Origin of the sequence: Bacillus sp. MMSF_3353, assembly GCF_030733445.1 — a bacterium.
Lineage (GTDB): Bacteria > Bacillota > Bacilli > Bacillales > Bacillaceae_G > Bacillus_A > Bacillus_A wiedmannii.
In genome coordinates, this window is record NZ_JASHJA010000020.1 from 32588 (window position 1) to 59244 (window position 26657).

Sequence of the window (26657 nt, forward strand, 5' to 3'; positions counted from 1 at the left end):
AACTAAATAAAACATTTTGTGAAATGTTTCACAAAATTGTTGACCTGTTATTTTTACTAATGTTATGTTGTAGGTGCAATCCAATGTTATAAATTAAATTATATTTGAAAAATATTTTAAGGATGAATATTTTGAATCTTATATTTATCTGACAATAATTAATTTAATTTATAACTCACTCTAAAAAAGGATGTGTAGATATGAAAATTGGTGTAGTGAAAGAGATAAAAAAAGGGGAAGCTCGTGTAGGGATGACTCCAGAAAATGTTCAAAAATTAGTTTCAGCTGGAAATGAAGTTTTAGTACAAAAAGATGCTGGATTAGGTTCTGGTTATACAAATGATGAATATATAAATGCAGGAGCAAGCATAGTAAATCAAGGCCAGGCATGGGATGTTGATATGGTAGTAAAGGTAAAAGAACCACTACCTGCAGAATACCATTACTTTAAAAAGGATCTAATTGTATGGGGCTTTTTACATCTGGCTGCGTCTAAAGAGTGTGTAGAAGCGATGAGAAAAGCTGGAACTACTGCGATTGCTGGTGAAACTATTAGTGAGGATGGAAATTTAGCATTATTAAAACCTATGAGTGCAATTGCTGGAAGACGTGCGGTATTTATGGGAGCTTATTATTTAGAGAAACAACATCAAGGAGAAGGGATTTTATTATCAGGTATTGAGGGAATCCCAGCCGGAAAAGTTGTAATCCTAGGTGGAGGGAATGCTGCAACTAATGCCTGTGATATGGCAATTGGAATTGGATGTAGTGTTACAATTCTAGAGGTTAATCAAGAAAGAATTGCATATTTAAGAAAGCAATACGCAACAGAAGAAGTAAATATAATTGAATCTAATACTGAAAATCTAGAGCGAACGATTAAAGAAGCAGATTTATTTATTTCAACAATTTTAATACCAGGATCTCGCCCTCCTAAAATTGTTAAAGAGTATATGGTTCAATCTATGAAGCCAGGAAGTGTCATTGTGGATATCGCAATAGATCAAGGTGGTACAGTAGAAACTATTGATCATTATACAACTCATGATAATCCTGTATTTATTAAACATGACGTAATTCATTATGCAGTACCAAATATGCCTGGTGCCACCCCACGTACTTCAACTATGGCGTTGGCAAATGGAAATATTGAGTATTTACTAGCAATTTCTAAAGATGGATTAGAAAATGCAATTCAAAATAAATCATCATTAGCATCTGGGGTAAATGTATATAAAGGTATTATTACCTACGAAAATTTAGGTATGACGCTAGATTTGGACTTTAAACAATTGAAAGAAGTGTTAGTATGATTACCAAAAACGTATTGTTAGATATCACTGACATTAAAAAAGCCAAAGAAATTCTTGATGTAAATGCCCGAAAAACACCTTTGGTTAAATCTTTCTATTTAACCAGTAAAACCGGTGGAGAAATTTATTTGAAGTTGGAAAATATGCAGTTAACGGGTTCATTCAAGTTTCGTGGTGCATTTAATAAAATTTCCCAACTAACAAATGAAGAAAAAGAACGTGGTGTAATCGCTTGTTCAGCTGGAAATCATGCACAGGGTGTTGCATTATCTTCTCATTTACTCAAAATTAAAAGCAAAATTGTGATGCCAACCTCTGCACCGCAAGCTAAAGTGGATGCGACGAGAGGATATGGTTCTGAAGTTATTTTATACGGTGATACGTTTGATGATGCAAAAGCGAAATGTGAAGAGATTATAAAAGAAACAGGCGAAACATACCTACATCCATATGATGATGTAGAAGTAATGGCTGGCCAAGGGACAATTGGCTTAGATATTCTAGATGATATGTGGGATGTTGATACTGTCATAGTACCTATTGGTGGGGGAGGTATTATTTCAGGAATTGCTGTAGCGTTGAAATCATTTAATCCTTCCATTAATATTATTGGGGTTCAAGCAGATAATGTTCATGGAATGAAAGCTTCTTATGATGCTGGGAGAATTTTAGAACATTATGAAGCACCAACAATAGCGGATGGTTGTGCAGTAAAAATACCAGGGAATTTAACTTTTGAAATTGTAAAAGACCTAGTAGATGATATTGTAACTGTATCGGAAGAAGAATTGGAAGTAGCAATGAAAGACTTATTGCAACGCGGAAAAGCTGTCGTAGAAGGTGCGGGTGCATTAGCTACAGCCGCTCTTCTGGCAGGCAAAGTTGATAAATATGTACAGGGTAAAAAAGTAGTAGCGGTTATTTCAGGCGGCAATGTAGATTTAAAACGTATTTCAACTGTATGTGAGCATTTCTTTGTTGCCAATGAGGTAAAATAACAATTCAATAATCTTATAAAATAAAATTATTTTACTTAAGGGGAGCTAGGAGACGATATCTTAGCTCCTTTTTAAATAAAAGGAGGCGTGTGTTATGGCCAACTTATTTAGGAAAAAATCAGTAAGGAAATTATTGGAAGATAGTAAAAGTAAGACTTTGACAAAAACGTTGGGCGCATTTGACCTTACCATGCTAGGGATAGGTGCAATAATTGGTACAGGAGTACTTGTATTAACTGGATTAGTAGCCGCAAGAGATGCGGGTCCAGCAGTTATTTTTTCATTTATGATTGCCGCAATTGTTTGTGGGTTTGCAGCCCTATGTTATGCGGAAATCGCATCTGCTCTTCCAGTCTCGGGTAGTGTATACACCTATTCATATGCGACGATTGGTGAGTTTGTAGCCCACTTAATGGGATGGACTTTATTGTCTGTATATATAGTTACAACTGCCGCAGTAGCGGGTGGATGGACAGGCTATTTTCACAACTTATTAAACGGGTTTGGAATTGAGATACCAAGATCACTTTTAACAATTCCAACACAAGGTGGAATCGTTAACTTACCAGCAGTAATCATTACTTTGTTATTAACTTGGTTATTATCAAAAGGCACGAAAGAAAGTAAGCGAGTAAATAACGCAATGGTATTAATAAAAATTGGTATTGTTGTTTTATTCATTTCAGTTGGTATATTTTACGTAAAACCAGAAAACTGGATCCCGTTTGCACCTTATGGTATAAGCGGAATCTTTGCCGGAGGAGCTGCAGTATTTTTTGCCTTTTTAGGATTTGATGCATTAGCAACGTCTGCTGAAGAAGTAAAAAATCCACAACGTGATTTACCGATTGGTATTATTGCTTCGCTAGTTATATGTACAATTATTTATGTTATAGTTTGCCTTGTTATGACTGGTATGGTTTCTTATAAGGAATTAGATGTACCAGAAGCAATGGCCTACGTATTAGAAGTTGTAGGACAAGATAAAGTAGCGGGTATAATCGCAGTTGGAGCTGTAATTGGTATTATGGCTGTAATTTTCGCTTACATTTATGCAACAACACGTGTATTCTTTGCGATGAGTCGTGACGGTTTATTACCAAAAGCGTTTGCGAAAATTAATAAGAAGACAGAAGCACCAGTATTCTCAACTTGGTTAACAGGTATTGGTAGTGCTTTAATTGCTGGATTTATCGATTTAAAAGAACTATCGAATTTAGCGAATATTGGAGCGTTATTAACATTTGCGATGGTTGGTGTGTCAGTTATTATTCTTCGTAAAACACATCCAAATTTAAAACGTGGTTTCATGGTACCACTGGTACCAATCTTACCGATTATTTCAATAACATGTTGCTTATTCTTAATGGTAAATCTACCTTTAAAAACTTGGGTTTATTTCGGTATTTGGTTATTTATAGGGGTAATAGTATATTTTATGTATTCTAAAAGACATAGTCAATTAAACAAACTATAAATGAGATATTTCAGAGACAAAGGTTATCATGCCCTATACATGTTTGAGCAAGTAGGATTCTTCTCTTTTGGGAAGTACCTTTTCTTTTTATAAAAAATTCAATTAAAAGAACTTGAAAGTTTATGTTATACGTAAAAAAACGATTCCATATTTAAAAGATGTTTGGTTAATATCTGCTTATATTTTTTCCTTTGGGATAGTGAAAATTCTTAAATCTATGAGCAAGAAATCTATCTAAACGCTATCAAGGTGATATTTTGAAATAACAAATAGATATAAAGTACCAAGCATGTACACAATAAGAACAAATAACCCATTGTATACAAATACACATCAGGAAGCAAAAATATATTTATCTTAAAAATAATAACTCACGTTTTATTTTCTTGTATAGTTAGTTACTAAAAACGAATGGAGAGTATGTGTTTATGAAAATAAACCAGTCAAATCTTAAAGGGGTATGGAAAAAAGAATATTAATATTTCTTTTGATTGTTTTCGGATTGATTATTGCAGGAGTTAGTTATTGGAACCTTTCACCTACTCCAAAAGCGTTTCTCATAAAAAAAGCATTTGAAGGTGGAATGTTTGTTCAATCGGATAATTATCAAAACGCTTTAAAAGAAACACAAATTGTTAAGGACATCAATTATAATTCTAAATTTCCCGATGGTATGTTAGACATTATTTATCCGAAAAACCATACTGACAAAACACCTGTTATTTTTTGGGTTCATGGGGGTGGATTTGTAGGTGGGGATAAATCCGATATCACTGGTTATGCAGTAGAATTGGCTGCTAAGGGTTATGCAGTAATAAATATAAATTATGCTCTTGCACCTAAGATGAAATATCCTACACCAGTATTCCAACTTGGTGAGGCTTATGAATATATAAAAGAAAATGCAAAGAAATATAATTTAAAACTTGAACAGGTTTATTTTGCAGGAGATTCTGCTGGAGCACAAATATCTGGACAATTCGTTAATATTCAAACATCTGCCAATTATGCAAGGTTAACTAAAATTGATCCTGTTGTTGAGCCTGCTACAATTAAAGGTACGTTACTATTTTGTGGTCCATATAATATGCCTGCATTAGCTAAAATGGAAACAACTAAAGAAGTACAAGATTTTATGCGTACCACTGGTTGGGCTTACTTTGGGAAAAAGGATTTTGAAACATTACCTGAAATAGAAATTGCTTCTATCATTAAACACGTTACAAAAGAATATCCACCAACATTTATTACAGATGGAAATACTGCATCATTTGAAAATCAAGCCAAAGCATTAGCGTCTGAGTTAGAAAGTAAGAGAGTACCTACAGAAAAACTCTTCTTTGATAGAAATGTTTCTGGTGAGTTGGCTCATGAATTTCAATTTAAAATGAACACACCAGCAGGGAGAGAAACTTTTAATAAAGTTCTTGAATTTTTAAATGAAAATAAATAGTTTGCCTAAAATCGAATACAAAAGTTCAACCATCATTTTAAATTATAAGAACTACGCTATCTTTTCTGTGGAATCCTAGGAAAAGATAGCGTTTTTTTTCTCTTAATAACTTACAAAATTAAACTGAAATAGAAAAAAGGAATGAAGTATTCTGATGGTAGTAAACGTCTTAGTGGTTTCAATGTATACATAACAAATCAATTTGTATTTATTTCCTTGATAGGATTTTACATAATATTAATTTTTTGTGAATTATTAATCTGAAAATAATTTGATTTAAAGTATTATTTATACGAAATGAATACCTTTATGTAATTTATTTGATTTATAAGATAGTTAAGAATACCAAATCAATACATAAAAGCTCATTATTGATTGATATTTTATAAAGTTGTATTAATATGTGTCATAAAATAATATCAAAATATAATTATAAATAGAATAAGGGAGGACTATGTAAAAAAGTAATAAATACAAGTTCATGAACTGTTTTTGCACGTAAGTACATGCTAACGAAACGAAAACTATTAAATTTATTAAGGAAATGAGAGGGAGATACTATGGGGAATAAATCAAAGCATAAAACTAAAAGAATACTTGTAGCTACTGCAACATTAACTATAATTGCTTCTGGAATGACTTCTTCATCAGATGTCTTTGCAGAGGAAACGCAGCAGCAAAAAAATTTATCGACATCACTGCAAAGTGAAAAGTCAGTCAAATCTGAAAATAGAACATTTACAGTCCCAGGAAAAGGGGATGTTGAGGTACTGAAACAACAGGAAAGAAAAAGTATGGCATTTAGTCCATATGAACCAACGGGTTTATATGCAAAGCCAAATGAACAAATAACGATTAATGTAGAAGGTAATCAAGATATTCAAGCATACATTGGAACGTATTCGTATGATGCTTCTTGGAGAGAAGATTCTAAGATAAAATCATTTACATTAAAACCTGGTGTAAACACAATCCAATCTCCAAATGGGGGGCTGATTTATTTTTATAATAAACAGCAAGGAGGTAGCATTCGAACAACAATTACAACAGGTGGAACGACTACTCCTTTCTTTGAACTAGGAGAGCATACGAAACAAGATTTAATAAACATGCTGGACCAGTATCCTAATGCACATGCAGTGGAGTTAAAAGGAGAACGTGTATTAATTACGGCCAGCCCTGCACGTGTTAAGAAATATTTGTTGGGTTCTAATACAGATCCTGTAGAACTCTTAAAAAAGATGGATGAAGCTACTCGAATTCAAGACAAAGTAGCTGGATTATCTGAAGAACAAGTAGATAAACATTATGTTCATTACGTAGAAGAAAATCATTCTCCCGATTATTATATGTATGCAACTTCTTATCGAACCGCATATGTAGGAGATGCAATCCAATACGTGTTAGATATTAATAAATTTGTAAAAGATGGATGGGGTCCTTGGCATGAGGCAGGACATTTGAGACAACAATCACCCTGGAAGTTTTATAATATGACAGAAGTACAAAATAATATATACAGTCTTTCTGTAGAAAAAGCATTTAATCAACCATCCAACTTAGAGAAAAGTGGAATTTATCCAAAAGCGTTTCAATATCTAGAACAAACGAATAAAAATTATGACGACATTAGTGATGTTTTTGTAAAACTTGTTATGCTTTGGCAACTACAGTTAGCGTATGGAGAGGATTTCTATCCTAAATTGCATCAATTGTATAGAGACATGCCTTCAAATGAGATTCCACAAACTGATGAAACGAAAAAACAATTATTTATGATTTCAGCATCAAAGGCAGCAAAACAAAATTTGATTCCTTTCTTTGAGAAGTGGGGATTACGTCCAAATAACGATACGATTCAAAAAGTGGCTGCATTAGGATATCCAATTTTAACTGCAGAGATTTGGAAGGGTACGGATTCTAATCCAATTAAACCAGATATGCCTAATGTAAACAATATTTTAGAAGGAAACCAGTTTGAATGGTCACTAAAAGGAATTGGTGATTTCGAGTTTGCCAAAATTAATTTCAATAAATCGACAGAAGAAATGCAAGTGAACTTAAAAGCAGGCGTACCGCATCATTATTTTAATGAAACATATGCGAGTATTAAAGTACAAAATGCATCAGGGAAAGTAGTATACAATAAAGACATTTATGGAAATGAACAACAAAATGCTGAATCGCAAAAAGTTTCAGTCAAAGTAGGAGATTATATTGAGTTAACACATCTAGAAGGTGTGCATAGAGCTACTCTCACAAATGTAGATAATAGTAAACAAGAGAGCTTTGGAAAAAAAGCAATATACCAAGTTACAAAGGAAGGTCTGAAGAAAGTAAATCAAATTGTTAATCCGAAACCAGACACAGAATCTCCAACACAGCCACAAGGATTATATGCAAGCAACCTTACTTCTAACAGTGTAGAGCTAAAATGGAACCCTTCTACAGATAATGTAGGTGTAAAAGAATATCAGGTATTACGCGATGGACAATTGATTCAAACGGTACAAGGAACGACGTTTACTGATCAAAACTTAACAGTTAATAAGGAATATAAATATACAGTGAAGGCTGTTGATGCAGCTGGAAATACATCAATCCAAAGTGAAATTCTTCCTGTAAAAACCAAAGATCAAAATGTATCTTATGAAAAATGGGATCCAAAGAAGGCATATACAAAGGGCGATAAAGTAGAACATCAAGGGAAAGTGTATGAAGCGGTTCAAAATCATCAAGGAAATGGTGACCCGAATTGGATATTTGCACTATCGTTATGGAAACCAATTACAATCAATTAATATGTAAGAATCAGATGTGAAGATAGAACAACATCCAGTATTTTAAAGAATTACTGGATGTTGTTTGAATTTTGATAGATTTCTCTACTAAGTTATTATTCAATAATAAAAATTAGAAAAGGATGTAGATTAGTGATTAGTCAGAAAACAAAGCAAAGATTTAATAAAGTTATTATAATTACGGCAGCATGTAGCATGTTTTCTATGTTTGGAACGTCTATTTCGCACACTAAAGCTGCAACACATTCAGCTGCTCCAGCAGTTTATGTGAGTCCCCAAAATATACCTGCTTCAGATATTATTAGTATAGACTGGTCACCAGTTCAGACTCCACCTTATACGTACTGGGCTGTACACAACTGGAATGCAGGTGGTGAAGCTGGAGGATATGCTGGTTTTCAACAACAAAGTGGGTTTGATGAAAATGGAAAACGTACTTTACATTTTGCTTTATGGGATCCAATTTCCTCTAAAGAAGCAATAAAGGCCGAATACTTATCTCCGAATTCGCAAGCTGGACCCTTTGGAGGAGAAGGAACAGGAATGAAGGTTCAAACAACTTATGGTTGGAAAGACTACAATTGGTACAGAATGACAATGCGTTCATGGCAAGAAAATGGTCATACTAAATTTGGACAATGGATGAAAGATGTAACAAAGAATAAATGGCATCAAATTGCAATTATGGACTTTCCGGTTGCTAATGTTGCATTTAATCATGGATTAGGAATGTTTCAAGAAGACTGGGCTGATAGTGGACAGAATGTTCGAGAAGCGCGCCTAAAAAATGGTTATAGCCGAAAATTAGTTGATAAACAATGGAGTTCTTGGAATAATCAAAGTATTTCTGGAACGCATGATAATACTTATCAATATGATGGAGGAGCTACTTCAGAATATGTATGGGTCAAAGCAGGAGGTAATACGCAGTCTACTATTGGGTCAGGAAAAATATTCACGCTAAATCAACCTACTCAACCTGAAATAGGAAAACTAGATTATGATATCCAATCTATATATTATGAAAATGAAAAATTAAATGTATCTTGGAAACTAAAAGAAAATAGTACACCGCAATTTAAGGGAAAAATTGAAATTTATAATAACGAAAATATGACGGGTCAACCTATTAACGTAATTGATGATATTAAATCTTATCAAAATGGAATCAGTCAATCTATATCATTACCAACAAATGCTTATGCAAAAATTGTATTAACGGATATATTTGATCAAACTGTTGAGAAAAAGGTACAAATCAAAAATGAATCTCCAAACATTTTTGAAGGTAATGAATTTGCATGGTCGCTGAAAGGGATTGGAGATTTTGAATTTGCGAAAGTAAATTTAAATAAATCAACAGAAGAAATGCAAATAGAGCTAAAAGCAGGTGTACCACATGACTACTTTGATAGTACATATGCAAGTATTAAAGTGCAAAACACATCAGGTAAAGTGGTCTATAACAAAGAGATTTATGGAAACAAACAGCAAAATGCTGAATTGCAAAAAGTTCCAGTCAAAGTAGGAGATTATATAGAGTTAACACATCTAGAAGGTGTACATAGAGCTACTCTTACAAATGTAGATAATAGTAAACAAGAGAGCTTTGGAAAAAAAGCCATATACGAAGTTACAAAGGAAGGCCTGAAGAAAGTAGAAAAAATGCCAGAAGCAACAATTTTAGAAGGAAACAAGTTTGCGTGGTCATTAAAAGGATATAGTGATAGAGAAATTGCAAAAGTAGATTATGATAAAACGGTAGAAGAGATGAAGGTAAAACTAGAAGCAGGTGTACCACATTCCTATTTTGCTAGTACGTATGCGAGTATAAAGGTCCAGAATGCTTCTGGCAACGTTCTGTACAATAAGGAAATTGTGGGAAATAAACAACAAAATGCTGAAAGCCAAACTGTGCCCGTCAAGGTAGGGGATTACATTGAATTTACCCATATAGAAGGAGAAGCAACAAAGGAAAAAATGCGAGCAACTTTAACTAACCTTGAAAATAACAAAAATGAAACCATTGGAAAGACAGCGAGGTATCAAGTGACAAAAGAGGGCTTGAAGAAAGTAGAGAAAATGCCAGAAACAACGGTTTTAGATGGAAATCAATTCGCTTGGTCATTAAAAGGATATAATGATCGAGAAATCGCGAAAATAGAATATAACAAAGCAACAGAAAAAATGCAGATTAAATTAGAAGCGGGTATCCCCCATTCTTATTTTACTAATACGTATGCAAGCATTAAAGTCCAGAATTCATCCGGTAATATTTTGTACAATAAAGAAATTATAGGAAATAGACAACAATCTGCTGAGAGCCAAACCGTTTCAGTCAAAGTAGGAGATTGTATTGAGTTTACTCATATAGAGGGAGAAGCACAAAAGGAAAAGACACGCGCCACACTTACTAATCTTGAGAATAGTAAACAGGAGTATATGGGAAAGAAAAGAATATATCAGGTTACCTCTATGGGATTATTAATAAAGCCATAGATTTCACTACAAAAGTTAAATTATAGATTTATATATTATATAAAAATCTTAACCATTATACGCATTAAAAAATGCTCAAGAGAATATAGATTGGCGGGTATAGTATGAACATATTCAAAGGGTTTCTAATTTCATCAATTGCAATGACAACATTTGTAGGAACAGATCTAATCCTACAAAATGATAGTATTCATAATAAAGTTTATGCTGAATCTTATAATGTCACATACAAAGAAAGAGATTCACAGGAAGAAAGATTAATTGTAAAGTTTAAAAATCAAATTGACTTACCTTATGAAGATGGTATTGAGAAACGAATAAAAAATGGGGATTATGATAACAATTTAAAGAAGTTATTTTCCGAAAATACAGAACTTACTTTGAATCGCCTATTTTCATCTGTAAATCCAATAGAGATTGAAAAGTTATCATTACACTCTAAATCATTTGTTAATCAATCAGCTAACAATTTATTAAATTATTATATTGTACAAGTTCCTAATAACATAGAAATAGAATTATTACTGAAAAAATTTGAAACATCACCTCTTGTAGAGGAAGCTTATATACAAGAAAAACAAATTTTGACACCCCCTGAAATACAACAGTTACCAGATTTATCTGTTAATCCGTACGATGATCCTAGATTTAAAAATCAAGGATACCTTGAAGCGGCACCAAAGGGAATTAATGCCTCGCATGCTTGGAGCATTAAAGGTGGTGACGGAAAGGGTACAACTTTTGTGGATATGGAATATGGATGGTTATTGAACCATGAGGATCTAGTTAATAAAAGTATAATGCTTATGTCTGGACAAAATATAAGCCAGCATAGAGCTCATGGTACTTCTGTATTAGGAATTGTTTCATCCGAAGATAATCAAATTGGAAATATTGGAATTGCACCAAGAGCAAATGTAAAAGTAATATCCCAAATCAGGGATAATGGAATTTATAATACAGCGGATGCTATTTTAAGTGCTGTACATAATTTACAAGCAGGGGATATTCTTTTATTAGAGGCACAAGCTTCGTATGATGGGTATGGGGATAAATATTTACCTGTAGAAGTACATCCAGATATTTTTGATGCGATTCGTGTTGGTACAGATAAAGGGATTATTATTATAGAAGCTGGAGCAAATGGTTCAAACGACTTAGATAATTTTAAAGATCGTAATGGAAAAAAAATCTTAAATCGAAATAGTCCAGACTTTAAGGATTCAGGTGCTATTATGGTTGGGGCGGGATCATCAACTGTTCCACATAAACGTTTATGGTTTTCAAATTATGGAAGTCGATTAGATGTATATGGATGGGGAGAAAATGTTGATACAACATCTGCAAATCCAAGTCAAAATACTACAAATTTATATACATCAACATTTAGCGGGACATCAAGTGCTTCACCAATTATTGCCGGGGCAGCAACTTCGATTCAAGGTATTGCTAAAGAACATCGAGGTTCTCCTTATACACCAGCCGAATTAAGAAATATTTTAAGTAATCCAAATACAGGAACAAAATCCCAAGATCCGTGGAATGATAGAATAGGTGTCTTACCTGATCTAAAATCTATATTAGATAACTTAGGTTTTAGCTCAGATATACCGAACTCGTCAAACATTTTAGAAGGAAACCAGTTTGCATGGTCACTAAAAGGAATTAGTGATTTCGAGTTTGCTAAAATTAATTTCAATAAATCGACAGAAGAACTGCAAGTGGACTTAAAAGCAGGCGTACCACATCATTATTTTAATGAAACATATGCGAGTATTAAAGTACAAAATGCATCAGGAAAAGTAGTATACAATAAAGACATTTATGGAAATAAACAACAAAATGCTGAATCGCAAAAAGTTTCAGTCAAAGTAGGAGATTATATTGAGTTAACACATCTAGAAGGTGTGCATAGAGCTACTCTCACAAATGTAGACAATAGTAAACAAGAGAGCTTTGGAAAAAAAGTCATATACGAAGTTACAAAAGAAGGTCTGAAGAAACTAGAAAAAATGCCAGAAGCAACAATTTTAGATGGAAATCAATTTGCTTGGTCGCTAAAAGGAATCAGTGATTTCGAGTTTGCTAAAATCAATTTCAATAAGTCGACAGAAGAACTGCAAGTGGACTTAAAAGCAGGCATACCACATCATTATTTTAATGAAACATATGCGAGTATTAAAGTACAAAATGCATCAGGGAAAGTAGTATACAATAAAGACATTTATGGAAATAAACAACAAAATGCTGAATCGCAAAAAGTTTCAGCCAAAGTAGGAGATTATATAGAGTTAACACATCTAGAAGGTGTGCATAGAGCTACTCTCACAAATGTAGATAATAGTAAACAAGAGAGTTTTGGAAAAAAAGCCATGTACGAAGTTACAAAAGAAGGCCTGAAGAAAGTAGAGAAAATGCCAGAAACAACAGTTTTAGATGGAAATCAATTTGCGTGGTCTTTAAAGGGATATAATGATCGAGAAATCGCAAAAGTAGAGTATAACAAAGCAACAGAAAAAATGCAGATTAAAATAGAAACGGGTATACCTCATTCCTATTTTACTAGTACGTATGCAAGCATTAAAGTTCAAAATTCATCGGGCAATATTTTGTACAATAAAGAAATTGTAGGAAATAGACAACAAGCTGCTGAAAGCCAAACCGTTCCCGTTAAAGTAGGAGATTATATTGAGTTTACTCATATAGAGGGAGAAGCACAAAAGGAAAAGACACGTGCCACACTTACTAATCTTGAGAATAGTAAACAGGAATTTGTGGGTAAGAAAAAAACATATCAAGTTACTCCTACGGGATTATTAATAAAATAGATTAAAGGGATGTCTAAAAAATATAATTTTTTGGACATCTTTTTTATTATTAAAAAAGCGTTAATTATTGATAGTGATGTATGATGAATTCTATCGGCCCATTAAATATTATATATACTTGAAAAATTAACTTATAACCAATGTTCCAAGGATTGACACATCTATTCTTGTTTAATCATGTTATACTTTTCACAAGTGAAATACTACAATATCAAATCCTAGTTTTATGACATCCTTCTGTTGCCACAGTCTATAAAAGGTCAATTCCAATGGGGTTGACTTTTTATAGTTGTAGCAAAAAGTTATAAATGTCCATATTTTTTATAGGATAAATACTTTAATTTCACGTACCGTATCTATGTATAAATAATTACAGTAAACAGTAATCTATATGTAGCTTTTATGGTATGTAACTGTTAAATAGATAATATTTGGTCTTCTCGTGATATTTCAAAATAAGGTTAAAAGAAAGGAAAGTAAAAGTAGCTTGTTAATATATCAAGATATTAGTGATAATTGGTGGGAAATTAAAGAACTATGGTATATGATTGTGAAATAAATCACAATCATATACCATAGTTCTTCAAAATTATTTCAAAAGGAGGTTATAGATAATGAAAAGAATTATAACACTGAGCACTTGTAAACTGCAAGATACTATAAAACATGGTGGATGTGGTGCATGTCAGACATCTTGTCAATCCGCTTGTAAAACTTCATGTGGAGTTGCAAATCAAAAGTGTGAAAATACAATAAATAGATAGGAAACAAGTAGTATTGTACGCAGTTATATTTTATATGGGCGGCAATCTTTATGAAAAAGGAGTTTGATTATCCAGTATGATTCATCAATATAAATTAAATGGATACAATATCGTGTTAGATACTTATAGCGGGTCGGTACATGTTGTTGACGATCTTGCTTATGAAATAATTATGCTATATGAGAATACTCCTATGGAAGAAATCCTGTCAACGATGCAAGAAAAGTATAAATATGATTTCCACGTTTCCGAGAAGGAAATTCGAGAAATAATTGCGGATATTGAAGAACTAAAAAGAGATGGGAAGCTTTTTACCGATGATGATTATAAAGACCTTTCAATTGATTTGATAAATCGTCCCACTTATGTGAAGGCTCTTTGCCTTAATGTCGCGCATACATGTAATCTGTCGTGTGAATACTGCTTTGCTAGCCAAGGAAAATACAATGGAAATAGGGCCATCATGAGTTATGAAGTTGGAAAAAGAGCCATCGATTTTCTATTAGAAAACTCAGGTAATCATCGAAATCTCGATGTTGATTTTTTTGGTGGGGAGCCACTCATGGCGTGGAAGACTGTCAAACAGATTGTCGTCTATGCAAGAAATAAAGAAAAAGAGTACAAAAAAACTTTTCGTTTTACCTTTACTACAAATGGTATGCTGCTTAATGATGAAATTACTGACTTCTTGAATCAGGAAATGCACAATGTTGTATTAAGCCTTGATGGAAGAAAAAAAGTTCATGATTATCTACGTAAAACTGTCAATGGGAAGGGTAGCTACAATCATATTGTTCCAAATTTTCAGGAATTTGTTGAGAAGCGTGGAGATAAAGAATATTATGTACGTGGAACCTATACCCATAATAATGTCGATTTTACCAATGATATTTATCACATCGCTGATCTAGGTTTTAATAAGATATCAATGGAACCAGTTATCTGTAATCCACGAGAACCATATGCGCTCGGTGAAGAAGATCTTTTGGAAATTTACAATCAATATGAAATTCTCTCAAAGGAAATGCTAAACCGTGAGGAAAAAGGAAACGGTTTCACTTTCTATCATTACATGCTTGACCTTTCAGAAGGTCCATGCGTTCAAAAAAGAATTTCTGGTTGCGGTTCTGGGACTGAATACCTTGCTATTACCCCATGGGGGGAGATATTTCCTTGTCATCAGTTTGTTGGGGAAGAAGAATATAGTATGGGGAATATCTGGGATGGCATTACAAAAACAGAGATACAGTCTCAATTTAAGGAGAGTAATTGCTATTCAAAACCGGAATGTCAGGAATGTTGGGCACAGCTTTACTGTAGCGGTGGTTGCCCAGCTAATACAATACATGCAACGGGTTCCCTTAAGGGAACACATGAGTTCAGCTGTAAAATCTTCCGCAAGAGGATAGAATGTTCTATGATGGTTAAAGTAGCTCAATCCATTAGAGCTATGAAGAAGGAAGAACAAGCCATAGTTCAGTAAATACAAAAGTGCACAAGCGTTGTTATAGCATAAATTTATAAAGATAGTTACAAACAAAAATTCTTTAGTCCAATTTAGAATAAATGAGTTTAAAAGAAGATAGCCAACTGTAATGGCTATCTTCTTTTGTAAAAAATATATAATTTATTCAATTATTTTCTCGATAACAGGCATAACAGCGATTGGTGGAATAGAGTGAGTCCATCCTACGGAAAATATATTTAGTTTTTCACCTACGCTATAGTTATCTTTGCTAGTAACAGGAACACGTAAAATTTTATTTTGAGAAGCTAATTCCCACCAATTATTTTGATAAGAAAGTGCCTCCTCTTTTGTATTAGTGTTAGCTACAACTAAATAATTATCATCTGCTGAAATAACATATCCAGTGAAAGGTATCTGTATCCTTTCTTGTTCTTCCTTAATAGGAGTAGGATTACTTATAGAATCTGCCGAAGTAGGAGTTAATCCGAAAGTTAATCCACATCCTAGCGTCAGAGTGGTAACCACTGTTACTAATTTTTGTTTTTTTGAAGACATAATATAAATCCCCCTTATATTTTATCCGTAGGCCATCACCTTTCTATTTTTTATATAGAAAGCCTTTTTATATCCCTAAATTTAACAATTATGTCACAAATAATCCATTGTTTTTTAAAATGGGTATTATTTAAAGATAATATATGTTATAATTCACCAAATTAACTATTAATTGTATCTTTATCTCTAGTGTATATATTTTTTTGAAAAGAATGATAGCGTAATTTTTTGTAAATGTTCCTATTTGCATGATTACCTAATTTTTATGTACAATAAAGAAAAGAGAGTTTCTTAGACAGGAAGAGGAAAGTCATGACCAAGTCATTAGTAAATTTACGAATTGATTTTGCTTTTAAGCAATTATTTGGGACAAGTGGTAGTGAGGATATTCTTATCACATTTTTAAATGCCATGCTAAAGAATTCATTAGAATCACCTATTATGTCACTACAATTAGAGGATCCACATTTACATCGAGAACACGAGGATGATAAATTATCAATTTTAGATGTCTCAGCTACATTAGACACAGGTACTAAAGTAAACGTAGAAATTCAGCTGAATAATAATCACGACATGATTAAACGAAGTTTGTATTACTGGGGTAAATTATATACTTCACAGTTACAAAAAGGGATGCCTTACAGCTCTCTTAGTAAAACAATTACTATTAATTTGTTAAACTTCGTACTTTTTCCCGAATATGAGGAATTTCATACAACGGGAAAGCTATGGAATGTACAACAGCAAAAGCAGTTTAGTGATGATATAGAGATTCATGTTATAGAGCTTCCCAAACTAATGGAACAATGGCGGGAAGAGAAAGTTAATCCGTGGGAAGATTCATTTGTTCGTTGGCTGTTATTACTTCCGGCAAATGAAGATGAACACTTAACTCAAACATTGGAGGACATTGCGATGAATCAAGATCCGATTTTACAAAAAGCAATGAATAAGTGGGAGCGAATGAGTCAAGATTCGACTTTCCGACAAGCCTATGAAGCGAGGGAAAAAACCCTAATGGATGAAGCTGCAAAGTTTGCTCACGCAGAGGAGCAAGGAATTAAAAAAGGTATTGAAAAGGGTATTGAAGAAGGGAAAAAAGCCGAACGTATACAATTGGTATGTGGTATGTATAAAAACGGAATGTCTGTAGAGGATATTGCGAAATTTACGAAGTTACCTATAGAAGAAATAAGAGAAATTATCCAATTATAAATAAAAAAGAACACCTACAGCATTTGTAGGTGTTCTTTTTTATGACCAATAATGCCCATAATTATTAATTGATGTATCGTCAGCAAAATAAGAATTTACAACATTAAATATTTTTTAAAGAACTATACATGGATGCTACCTTAAATACATGCTCTATATTCCATCATAATATTGTTAATAATTGTTTGAACGGGCAAAATCTCTTTGACTTCATTTACTCGTGCACCTGCGAAAACAAGACCATTTTCACAATCACCATCCATAGAGGTTATCAAAGAATCTAGCGTGCAGAAACGATAAGAACAGTTTTTTAAGCAATTTATACACTTTTTTATTTTTATCTTTTTATTATTATCAGCTATTAATTTAGTAAAGTTATTTTTAACCGCACGACCTTGAAGACCGACAGTTGTTTTGACTAATATAGTATCTTCTAATCGAGCATTTATATATTTTTCCTTAAAGGATAGTGGTGCGTCACACTCATTACTTGCAACGAATCTTGTACCCATTTGCACACCAGATGCACCCATTTTTAAGGCATGCGCAATATCTTTCCCGGTCATAATTCCTCCAGCAGCAATTACGGGAATTTCGACTGCTGCAACTACTTCCGGTAATATATCGAATAAAGGTCGATCGGTACCCAGATGTCCTCCTGCTTCATGCCCCTCTACTACAACAGCGGCCGCACCCAAGCGTTCAGATAATCTAGCGAGTTTGGCTGAGGAAACTATTGAAATAACTGGTATGCCGGCGTTTTTCCCCCAAGTATACATATCTCGTGAAATGCCAGCACCAGATATGATGAAATCAACTTTTTCTTCAATGGCTGCTTTCATTTTTTCAGCAAAATCATTCATTGCAAAAAGGACATTTACTCCAATATAACCAGTATTCCGGATCTTTTCTTTCGCCTTCCTAATATGCATTCTCATTTCATCTATGGAAATACCAGTTCCTGATATAATCCCAATTCCTCCAGCATTTGCAACTGCAGATGCAAGTTTACTTAATGAAATGCCTACACCCATTCCTCCCTGCATAATTGGGACCTTTGGCATCATATGCCCGATTTTTAATTGTGGAAAGTTCAAGTAAATACCCCATTTCATTAATGTTATTAGAGTAGATCTGTTAAACCCCCTCAGTTTAACACAGTGTTTGGAACAAACACTAGGAAATTAATACCTACTACTAGTAGTTTGTAATGTTTTTTGTTGGTTTTCACAAAATGTTCGAATATTTCGCTATAAAATTTAGAATAATTTCAAATGTACATTTAGGCTTTTGGATATAAAAGCAACGAAATTTGAATATTCTAATGAAAAATGTCTTTAAAGATTAGATTTGTCAAAATTGAAGTGGGATGTAATCATTAATTATTTTGAGTGGGGATATGAGCACATCGCCATCAAGCTAAGGTTTTGAAGTACCCCCTAAACGAAAATTTTCTTTCTCTACAGGCAGCTACTTTGAGAAGTTAGCTCATTTTTTTCGTTTTAGGGCGTTTATTTTTCTTAAGTTGATGGGCATGCGGCTGTATCCCTACAGAAACTTTATTCTCAATTTACACTACCCGTCTTCTCTTTTTAAGTTCCATATATTGATTTGATATTGTTAGTCGGATTTATTGAGGTCTTTGTTAAAGCAAGGGAAGGGGGAGAAGAGTATATAACGACACATTACTTTATGTGGGACGGTTATTCTCGTCGTTTTAAACTTTTTTTATGATGCATGATTTCTGGAGATGAATGTAAAAAGCATACGACTAATCGTATGCTTTTATATGTGTTAATGAGGGAAGAGAGGCAATTGCTCCGTAATTTGTACAGGTTATAGCGCCTACTTTATTTGCAAATGAGATAAATTCTGTCAAATCTTTAAAATTATGAGAAAGAGTTTGTTCGCTTTTTGCAATTTGATATAACATCGCTCCGACGAAAGCATCGCCAGCACCAGTTGTATCGACTTGTTGAATGGAAATAGAAGAGACAATGGTTTGACCTTCATTTGTCGCAAGAAGGGTACCGTCTTTTCCAAGTGTAATAGCTACTACTTTTGCGCCATAATTTAATAATTTGAGTGCAGCTTGTTGTAAATCAATCTCTTTAGAGAGCATAGTAGCTTCCTCTTGACTTACTTTTACGAAGTGTGCATGTTTTATAAAGGTTAGACAATCTTGAGAGAATTGTTCTGTATTTGTAATGAGTGCACTTCGATAATTTGGATCAAAAGAAATAAAATGGCCGTTATCTTTCGCATATTGTAACAACTGAAAATACGTTTCTTTTAATGGGCTTGATAGTAAAGCTGTCGCTGAACCGAAATGTATTAAATCATTCGTTTGTATTTTTGATAAATCAATGCTATTGAATTGATATTCACCATCTGCACCACGCATAAAAGTAAAATCACGTTCGCCATCTTGATCGATGGATACGAATGCAAGTGTTGTTTGTTTATCTTTTATGAGCATGGATGTATCGACTTGCGCACGCTGTAAAGTTTGTTCAAGAAACTCACCAAATGGGTCGTTTCCTACTTGCCCCATAAATGTAGCGTGTCCACCTAATTTTGTAATCGCAGCAGCAACGTTAGCGGGTGCTCCACCAGCTTTTTTTTCGAAATCTGAACCGTTTACTAAAGAAACATTGGTATTTCGGCAAACGAAATCAATTAATAGTTCACCGATACAAAAGACATTTCTCATACAATCCCTCTTTTCAGCTTATATTGTGTAATGATAAAGTTTAGTTTTGCATCTGAAAAGATTGCTATATGATGTTTCAAGTCTTTTCGAGGGAAAACTCGGGACGTAAAGACTGTTGAACCATCGTATAAGAAAATTTCCACGATACTTGTATCTACAAATATTTGTAGTTCTATCGTATCTTGAATCTGAATTTTTTTATAGCGTTCATAACCATATTCTCCGCCAAATTGATGGCAGAAGTTACTCCTGTCTATAGAAACAGTACCTTCTTTGCGATTAAATGTAATTGGAAAACATTCCTCTTCATTATGGAAAAGAGAAAGTCCGAATAGGTTTGCATTCTCTGTTTTGAGAGTAACAATTAATTCATAAGAGTCTTTATAATCAAGTTTTGATAATATATTTAATCCAGCTGTTATATCTCCTGAAATTTCTTTTTTTGTTGTTCGTAAATTGGCTAGTTCTGAAACTGGTTTTTGTTTTAATATGCTGTCCTCTAATGTTAATTCACGTGGAAGTGTTAAACAATGAGCCCACATATAATCATCAGAAGGATACGTGATTTCACTTGATCCTGCCCAAGCAAACAATAGGCGGCGACTAGTAGAGTCTTTTAGAGTTTGAGGGGCATAAAAATCGAATCCTTTATCAACCTCGTAATATGAATCAACATGGAAATGTAAATTTTCAATATCGAAATGTCCTATAGCATAAACAACATTGTATACATTTTGAAAATTTTCTTCTTCCTTTTCAATTCCTTGAGGTGAAAAGAGAAGTACATCTTTCCCCGATAATTGGAAGTAATCGGGGCATTCCCACATGAATCCAAATTCTTTTAAGTTTGTTGTAATTTCACCTTGGAAATTCCAATTGTATAGGTCTTGCGACTTATATAGTAAAAGAGTTCCAGTTTTATTTTTGCGTTGCGCACCGAGTAACATATAGTATATATCGTTATGTTTCCATACTTTTGGATCACGCACATGTGTTGTATATCCGTCAGGGATTACATCAATAACAGGATTATTACTATATTTCGTCATCTTATATTGAGAATCCATTATTACCATACATTGTTTTGCATCACGGGAATCATCAGATTTTTTTATATTTCCTGTATACAGTAAGTGAAGAAGTCCGTCTTTTACGATAGCGCTACCAGAATATGCACCGTGCGATTCATAGCTTTCAGTAGGTATGATAGCTACAGGCATACGCTCCCAGTTAATAAGATCTTTTGATTTCACATGTCCCCAATGCTTCATTCCGTGAATGGGACCAAATGGATACCACTGATAAAAAACATGATATTCATCATTGTAGTATGATACACCGTTAGGATCATTCATTAATCCAAAGGATGGATGGATATGATAAATTGGTTTCCATGAATCTTGGTTTGCAATTTCATATAAAGATTGTAATTCGTCTTTATCAGATTGCAATATTGTTTTATATTTTGACATAGGTTTTCCCCTCGTTATTGTTTACTTTCTTTATATAAAATGAATGTAGCAACAAAAGCAGTGATAATTGCAATAGCGAACCCAATTACATAGTGAATCATATTCATTATGCCAAGAGGTGCAACAATTGTAAGCATTGGAATACCTGTTAAACCGTATGCATTAGCCGCTACTTGCATCCAAACAACGTAAGCGCCACCAATTGCGCCACCAATAGCTGCTGCAATAAATGGTTTACCAAGTTTTAAATTGACACCAAAAATAGCTGGTTCCGTAATTCCTAAAAATGCTGAAGCTGCTGCTGGAATTGCAATTTCTTTCGTTTTTTTGTTTTTTGTTTTGAAATAGACAGCTAAAGTAGCACCGCCCTGTGCAACGTTCGCCATTGACCAAATAGGGAGTAAGAAATTGACACCGATATCTTTATTTGCGAGTAAGCCTGCTTCAATAGCGTGGAAACTATGATGTAAGCCAGTAAGAACGATTGTTGAATACAATCCGCCGAATATAAGTCCAGCTACTGGTCCTGCAAATTGATAGATTGTATTTAAAAGGTACGTAATGCCGTCACCGATTTTATATCCAATTGGTCCGATAATAATAAGTGATAAAAAGCCAGTTATAATAATTGTTAAGAATGGTGTAACTAATAAATCTAAAGAGTTCGGAACACGTTTTCGAAGTTCTTTTTCAATTGTACTCATAACATATACGCATAATAAAATAGGTAAAACAGTACCTTGATAGCCAATCATATCAATATCCATACCAAGGAAATGTAAAACAGTGGGTTTTGCATTTGAAAGAGTCCAAGGATTTGTTAAGCTTGGGTGAGTTAATATACCACCAACAACTGCACCTAAGAAAATGTTTCCACCAAATTCTTTAGCGGCACTAACTCCAATTAAAATAGGTAAAATGATGAAAGCTGCACTTGAGAACATATCAAGTAATTGGATAAGTGAGTGATCTCCAGGAACTAATTTAAACGCTTTCAACATTCCGAGTAGACCCATAAGTAAACCGCTTGCGACGATAGCTGGAATAATTGGAACAAAAATATTAGATAGTGTCTTTGCTAGGCGGGCGATAGGATTCATTTTTTTCTTAGGTATATCGTTTGATGTTGTAGAATCTAGTTCGGCTATTCCAATTAGTTTTGAGAATTCATCATATACTTTGTTTACTATGCCAGTTCCAAAAATAATTTGATATTGCTCGGTCGTTGCGAAAGCACCTTTTACTCCATCGATGTTTTCGATTTCTGCAGCGTTTATTTTCGTATCATCCTTTAATATAAGACGAAGGCGAGTCGCGCAATGTGTGGCACGAACAATGTTTTCCTTTCCACCAATGTTCTGTATTACTTGAGCTGCAATTTGTTTCATATCCATAAAAATTCCCCCTTACTATAAATTTTCTTATGTGGAACCGGTTCCGCAAGGAGCTAAAATAAAAAACAGGGAAATGATGTTTAAAATCCTGTTTTTAAAATGTGGAACCGGTTTTAATTTTATTATAGAGCGCCTTTATATTTTGTCAACGCTTTCTTGGATTTTTAATGTATAACGAGAGTGTAATATTTTTGGTATAGTTTTGTTTTCAACAAGCTGTGAAAGAGAAGTGGCAGCAAGCTTTCCAGCATACTCATAGTCAAACGCAATTGTCGTTAAACTAGGGTGTACCATTTCTGAAATATCATATCCGCCGAATCCTGTTACAGAAATATCATTTGGTACAGAAAGAGAATGGGAGTGAATGACTTTCATTGCCCCAAGTGCGATGTTATCTGTAGCACATACGATAAGCGTTGGACGGTTATTAATTAAAATATGTTGTACTTGTTTCATGGCATCTTCTATTTGGAAAGATGTTTCGTAATAACAAACACTGCAAGTCGGTTCTAAATTTTCAATTGCTTTTTGAAAACCGTTTTTTCGATTTATACCAACAGAAATATCATCTTTTTCTACTCCTAAATAGGCTATATTTCTATGTCCTTGTGATAACACGTATGCTCCTAACTCATAAGCTGCATCATAATCATCATGAACGAGGCAATATTGATCTTTATATTCTTGTCCAACGAATAAAATAGGGATATTTGAATTAATAATAATTTGTTGATGCTTATTTGTTAAAGTTTTTGTTAATAAAATAATGCCAGCTATCCTTTGTTTTATAAAGTTTTCCATTGCTTGTATCTCAGTTTCAATTGTTTGATTTGCATTTGCTACAAGCATTTGATAGTTATTTTCCTGTAATGTTTTATCGATCCCGATAAGTGTTTTCATTGTAGCGAAGGAGTCTAATCGGGGGATGATGACACCAATTAAATTTGTTGTTTTTGCTTTTAAGCTTTGAGCAAATGTATTGGGAGAGAAATTTGTTTCCTGAATAATACTTTCGATTTTAAGTTTTGTTTTATCACTTACGTATCCACCGTTTAAGTAACGAGAAACTGTGCTTTTTGCAACTCCAGCCAATTTGGCGATATCTGCAATTGTTTTAGTCATATTATTTCACCTTCGTATTCATAAAAAATCTTAATTTTATTATAGGGAGAATTAGTGAGGACGTAAACAAGAAGAGGAAAAGAAAAAACCACCTCACGTATATGAAGTGGAATAAATACGGTTCTGGTGCAAAAAGATAATGAAGAGTAAAAAGAATCAGTTATTCCTAATGGAATGACTGTTTATGCGGTAAGGCCAAAGAGAATATTAATCAGTCGTACCTGCTTTTGGACAGACTTTCTGGTGGGAAGACAACATCGCCATCAAACTAAAAAAGTGTATCCATAAAACGAAAAAAACGCTATTCTTTTTTTAGAAATATACAGAAAAGACGGCGCACGAGAATTGGCTACTTAATGTATCTGGATTAGTCAACAGGTAGCAAGCGATTCTTTTACTCGATTATGTAGTCAGCTTTATGCAAATACAGCTACACTTAAGAGCCCAGAAGGGCTTAATCAACGTTTTAACCTGTACGCTGTTTTATTCCTACAGCGTGTATTTTCCCTTTTAATCAAAAGCAAACTAAACGATTCGTATCAAATCTCAAACCAATACACTTCCTATTTTCAACGTATACGTATTTTAGATGCTACTATTTTTCAAGTACCCAATCATTTGGCACTTATTTATCCAGGTTCAGGAGGATGTGCACAAACAGCTGGTAATAAGATTCATCTAGAGTATGATTTACATAGTGAAAAATCCCTCAATTTTCAAATGGAACCAGGTAAAAATAACGATAAAACCTTTGGTACAGAGTGTTTGGATACCTTACGCCCAGTAGATTTGTGTATTCGAGATTTAGGATACTTTTCTCTAAAAGATTTAGATTAGATGGATCAACGGGGAGTATTCTATGTTTCACGGTTGAAATTAAATAATAGAGTATATGTGAAAAATGAATTGCCAGAATTCTTTCGGAATGGGACAGTAAAAAAGCAATCTTTATATGTTTTGCTTAGCCTTGAAGATATGATGCATCAGATAAAACCAGGAGATACTTATGAAATTCAGAATGCCTAAATTGGACAACAAAAATTACCCTCACGAGTTGTGATATATAGACTCAGCATAAAGAATTAAGTGAATATAAAGCTATTTACATGATTCAAGATCATCTGTATTTGGTGTATGAAGCTCTACAAAAAGATACCAAAAAAATAACAAAGGTTTTTCTCCGGCTTTTTAATCTCTTTCAAAATAACGGACGAAAATCTCATCGGTATGAGAAGAAGACTGTCTTTGATATTCTGGGCATTGTATATGAGTATAGTGGTTTGAGAAGACAAAAGAAAGTTGCATAATTTTTTAAAATGATGCCTATATAGGTTTATTTAGCATGCACATTATTAAGAGTGTACCTCTACTTTAAGAATATTTTAGCCCTGATGAACGAAAGTTCATTGTGTTTCTGTTCTTCAGTTGATGGGCAAGGGATATGAACAGAGCTAAATAGAAATTTATATCCTTTTTAATAAAAGGAATTTTTGTATTATAAGTGTTAAATAATCATTAGTTATAAAGGGAAAAATCTATGTTTTTAGTAATCTACACAATTGGATTAGAGACAATTAGATGTGCAGTACATTTTAGAGGTATTAAATATCAATATTCCAAAAATCTTGATAATCAATATGCTTATCAAATTTTTTTAGTATTCTAATGATTTTAGTTGCAGATGTTAAAGTGGGAATACGATCCTTTTTATTTGCTAAATCACTTATCAGAGATTTACTTAATCCAGTTCTTTGTACAAGCCATTGTTGTTTGATTCCTCTGTGATCTAAATACTCACCAAATGGAGTTCTTTTTTTTCCTAGACCAAACATAAAGAATCCCTCCTAATTAAAAATAGCGTATAAATAGCTTGTACAAAATTCCATAAATTTAAACTTTTGTCCATAAATATGGAATTATACTTTAGAACAAAGCATAGAATAATATAAATAAAATGAAAAAATATGGAATAATTTTGAGGAATCTAGCATTCATAGTAATAGCTACAAGTTGCTGATACACTATCCTAATGGCAACTTGTTGCAAAGGGTATTACTAAAATAAAAAAATCTGAAATTCCTTACGTCAGAAGGATCTTCAGATTTTTTCTTTTTTTGATCTTTAATTTGTAGACACGTATTATATATATTATTATGCATAATATGGCGAATGAGTAGAATGGATCATCTGCTTATATAGTTTGATCGACCTTGTCACTAAGCATATAAATCTGTTTTAGATATGATGAAAGGAAGTACTAACAAAAAATATGGAATCCGAAATCAATCATATTTGGTCCAGTATACTCATCACTTTCTACCCGGCTGTTAAGTTATGAGTTTGTAGTGAAAAAAGTACAGTCGGCCAGTTTGTGTAACAAAAAATATTTCTATCCCGTCTACAAATTTAGTTACTTTTTCACTGATATGACTAGGCTTGTAGGATGCATATTATTTTTTAATGTAATTTAAACAACTTTAATATCTCTGTACCCCATATTATGTTTGGGTTGCCATACCCAACATAATATGAAAAATCTCAATCTCATTTTTATAGGATGAAATGAGATTGAGACTCTTTTG

Annotated in this window: 16 protein-coding genes and 2 pseudogenes; 11 read left to right on the forward strand and 7 right to left on the reverse strand. The window is 33.4% G+C overall.

Annotated elements, in window-relative coordinates:
* The first annotated feature begins 200 nt into the window (after positions 1–200).
* The 9 genes and pseudogenes from ald to scfB all read left to right on the forward strand — a co-directional run bounded on the left by ald (position 201) and on the right by scfB (position 15616).
* Positions 201–1313, forward strand: a complete 1113-nt coding sequence (ald, locus tag RBB48_RS24625) for an alanine dehydrogenase (RefSeq protein ID WP_306008220.1) — start codon at positions 201–203, stop codon at positions 1311–1313.
* Entirely contained in the window at positions 1310–2311 is a 1002-nt protein-coding gene (gene tdcB, locus RBB48_RS24630) for a bifunctional threonine ammonia-lyase/L-serine ammonia-lyase TdcB (RefSeq protein ID WP_306008221.1), read from the forward strand. The genes ald and tdcB overlap by 4 nt, the downstream gene beginning before the upstream one ends.
* A 94-nt stretch (positions 2312–2405) precedes the next feature.
* Entirely contained in the window at positions 2406–3788 is a 1383-nt protein-coding gene (locus tag RBB48_RS24635; protein ID WP_306008222.1) for an amino acid permease, read from the forward strand.
* A 428-nt stretch (positions 3789–4216) separates the two neighbouring features.
* Positions 4217–5241, forward strand: a pseudogene (locus RBB48_RS24640) (alpha/beta hydrolase).
* Between the two features lie 560 nt (positions 5242–5801).
* Positions 5802–8042 carry a M60 family metallopeptidase gene (locus RBB48_RS24645; RefSeq protein WP_306008224.1) on the forward strand — a complete coding sequence of 747 codons (2241 nt, stop codon included), beginning with the start codon at positions 5802–5804 and terminating at the stop codon, positions 8040–8042.
* Between the two features lie 132 nt (positions 8043–8174).
* Positions 8175–10541, forward strand: coding sequence for a putative mucin/carbohydrate-binding domain-containing protein (locus RBB48_RS24650; RefSeq protein WP_306008225.1), 2367 nt, complete (start codon positions 8175–8177; stop codon positions 10539–10541).
* Between the two features lie 104 nt (positions 10542–10645).
* Positions 10646–13369 carry a putative mucin/carbohydrate-binding domain-containing protein gene (locus tag RBB48_RS24655; protein ID WP_306008226.1) on the forward strand — a complete coding sequence of 908 codons (2724 nt, stop codon included), beginning with the start codon at positions 10646–10648 and terminating at the stop codon, positions 13367–13369.
* 614 nt (positions 13370–13983) lie between these two features.
* Positions 13984–14133: a six-cysteine ranthipeptide SCIFF gene (scfA, locus tag RBB48_RS24660; protein WP_000821352.1), complete on the forward strand. Its 150-nt coding sequence runs from the start codon at positions 13984–13986 to the stop codon at positions 14131–14133.
* 76 nt (positions 14134–14209) lie between these two features.
* Positions 14210–15616: a thioether cross-link-forming SCIFF peptide maturase gene (gene scfB, locus RBB48_RS24665; RefSeq protein WP_306008227.1), complete on the forward strand. Its 1407-nt coding sequence runs from the start codon at positions 14210–14212 to the stop codon at positions 15614–15616.
* 144 nt (positions 15617–15760) lie between these two features.
* Here the strand turns inward: scfB and RBB48_RS24670 are convergent, their stop codons facing one another.
* Entirely contained in the window at positions 15761–16156 is a 396-nt protein-coding gene (locus RBB48_RS24670) for a DUF3221 domain-containing protein (RefSeq protein ID WP_306008228.1), read from the reverse strand.
* 312 nt (positions 16157–16468) lie between these two features.
* Here RBB48_RS24670 and RBB48_RS24675 point away from each other — a divergent pair, with 312 nt between their 5' ends.
* Positions 16469–17374 (forward strand): Rpn family recombination-promoting nuclease/putative transposase, encoded by a 906-nt coding sequence (locus tag RBB48_RS24675; RefSeq protein WP_000167466.1) that lies wholly within the window; start codon positions 16469–16471, stop codon positions 17372–17374.
* 140 nt (positions 17375–17514) lie between these two features.
* Here RBB48_RS24675 and RBB48_RS24680 read toward each other — a convergent pair whose 3' ends face one another.
* From RBB48_RS24680 to RBB48_RS24700, 5 genes are all read right to left on the reverse strand, one after another.
* On the reverse strand, positions 17515–18489 hold the full coding sequence (locus RBB48_RS24680) for an NAD(P)H-dependent flavin oxidoreductase (protein WP_306008229.1): 975 nt from the start codon (positions 18487–18489) through the stop codon (positions 17515–17517).
* 656 nt (positions 18490–19145) lie between these two features.
* Entirely contained in the window at positions 19146–20087 is a 942-nt protein-coding gene (locus RBB48_RS24685; protein ID WP_306008230.1) for a carbohydrate kinase family protein, read from the reverse strand.
* Positions 20084–21559: a glycoside hydrolase family 32 protein gene (locus tag RBB48_RS24690; RefSeq protein WP_306008231.1), complete on the reverse strand. Its 1476-nt coding sequence runs from the start codon at positions 21557–21559 to the stop codon at positions 20084–20086. Before RBB48_RS24690 ends, RBB48_RS24685 begins: the two co-directional genes overlap by 4 nt.
* A 14-nt stretch (positions 21560–21573) precedes the next feature.
* Positions 21574–22953, reverse strand: a complete 1380-nt coding sequence (locus RBB48_RS24695) for a sucrose-specific PTS transporter subunit IIBC (protein ID WP_306008232.1) — start codon at positions 22951–22953, stop codon at positions 21574–21576.
* 135 nt (positions 22954–23088) lie between these two features.
* Positions 23089–24075, reverse strand: a complete 987-nt coding sequence (locus tag RBB48_RS24700) for a LacI family DNA-binding transcriptional regulator (protein ID WP_306008233.1) — start codon at positions 24073–24075, stop codon at positions 23089–23091.
* Positions 24076–24384: 309 nt separating this feature from the next.
* On the opposite strand from RBB48_RS24700, the pseudogene RBB48_RS24705 reads away from it, so the two are divergent.
* A pseudogene (locus tag RBB48_RS24705) lies at positions 24385–25382 on the forward strand (IS4 family transposase); the annotation flags it as partial.
* A 294-nt stretch (positions 25383–25676) separates the two neighbouring features.
* On the opposite strand, the gene RBB48_RS24710 reads toward RBB48_RS24705, so the two are convergent.
* Positions 25677–25907, reverse strand: a complete 231-nt coding sequence (locus tag RBB48_RS24710) for a helix-turn-helix domain-containing protein (protein ID WP_000467334.1) — start codon at positions 25905–25907, stop codon at positions 25677–25679.
* Positions 25908–26657: the final 750 nt, after the last annotated feature.

Excerpts from the sequence above, each read along its gene's own strand:
- RBB48_RS24680 (WP_306008229.1), bottom strand. The coding sequence starts at position 18,489 with ATGAAATGGGGTATTTACTTGAACTTTCCACAATTAAAAATCGGGCAT.
- RBB48_RS24700 (WP_306008233.1), bottom strand. The coding sequence starts at position 24,075 with ATGACTAAAACAATTGCAGATATCGCCAAATTGGCTGGAGTTGCAAAA.
- RBB48_RS24710 (WP_000467334.1), bottom strand. The coding sequence starts at position 25,907 with ATGTTTGGTCTAGGAAAAAAAAGAACTCCATTTGGTGAGTATTTAGAT.
- ald (WP_306008220.1), top strand. The coding sequence starts at position 201 with ATGAAAATTGGTGTAGTGAAAGAGATAAAAAAAGGGGAAGCTCGTGTA.
- RBB48_RS24690 (WP_306008231.1), bottom strand. The coding sequence starts at position 21,559 with ATGTCAAAATATAAAACAATATTGCAATCTGATAAAGACGAATTACAA.
- RBB48_RS24695 (WP_306008232.1), bottom strand. The coding sequence starts at position 22,953 with ATGGATATGAAACAAATTGCAGCTCAAGTAATACAGAACATTGGTGGA.
- tdcB (WP_306008221.1), top strand. The coding sequence starts at position 1,310 with ATGATTACCAAAAACGTATTGTTAGATATCACTGACATTAAAAAAGCC.
- scfA (WP_000821352.1), top strand. The coding sequence starts at position 13,984 with ATGAAAAGAATTATAACACTGAGCACTTGTAAACTGCAAGATACTATA.
- RBB48_RS24655 (WP_306008226.1), top strand. The coding sequence starts at position 10,646 with ATGAACATATTCAAAGGGTTTCTAATTTCATCAATTGCAATGACAACA.
- RBB48_RS24675 (WP_000167466.1), top strand. The coding sequence starts at position 16,469 with ATGACCAAGTCATTAGTAAATTTACGAATTGATTTTGCTTTTAAGCAA.
- RBB48_RS24670 (WP_306008228.1), bottom strand. The coding sequence starts at position 16,156 with ATGTCTTCAAAAAAACAAAAATTAGTAACAGTGGTTACCACTCTGACG.
- scfB (WP_306008227.1), top strand. The coding sequence starts at position 14,210 with ATGATTCATCAATATAAATTAAATGGATACAATATCGTGTTAGATACT.
- RBB48_RS24635 (WP_306008222.1), top strand. The coding sequence starts at position 2,406 with ATGGCCAACTTATTTAGGAAAAAATCAGTAAGGAAATTATTGGAAGAT.
- RBB48_RS24685 (WP_306008230.1), bottom strand. The coding sequence starts at position 20,087 with ATGAGAAATGTCTTTTGTATCGGTGAACTATTAATTGATTTCGTTTGC.
- RBB48_RS24645 (WP_306008224.1), top strand. The coding sequence starts at position 5,802 with ATGGGGAATAAATCAAAGCATAAAACTAAAAGAATACTTGTAGCTACT.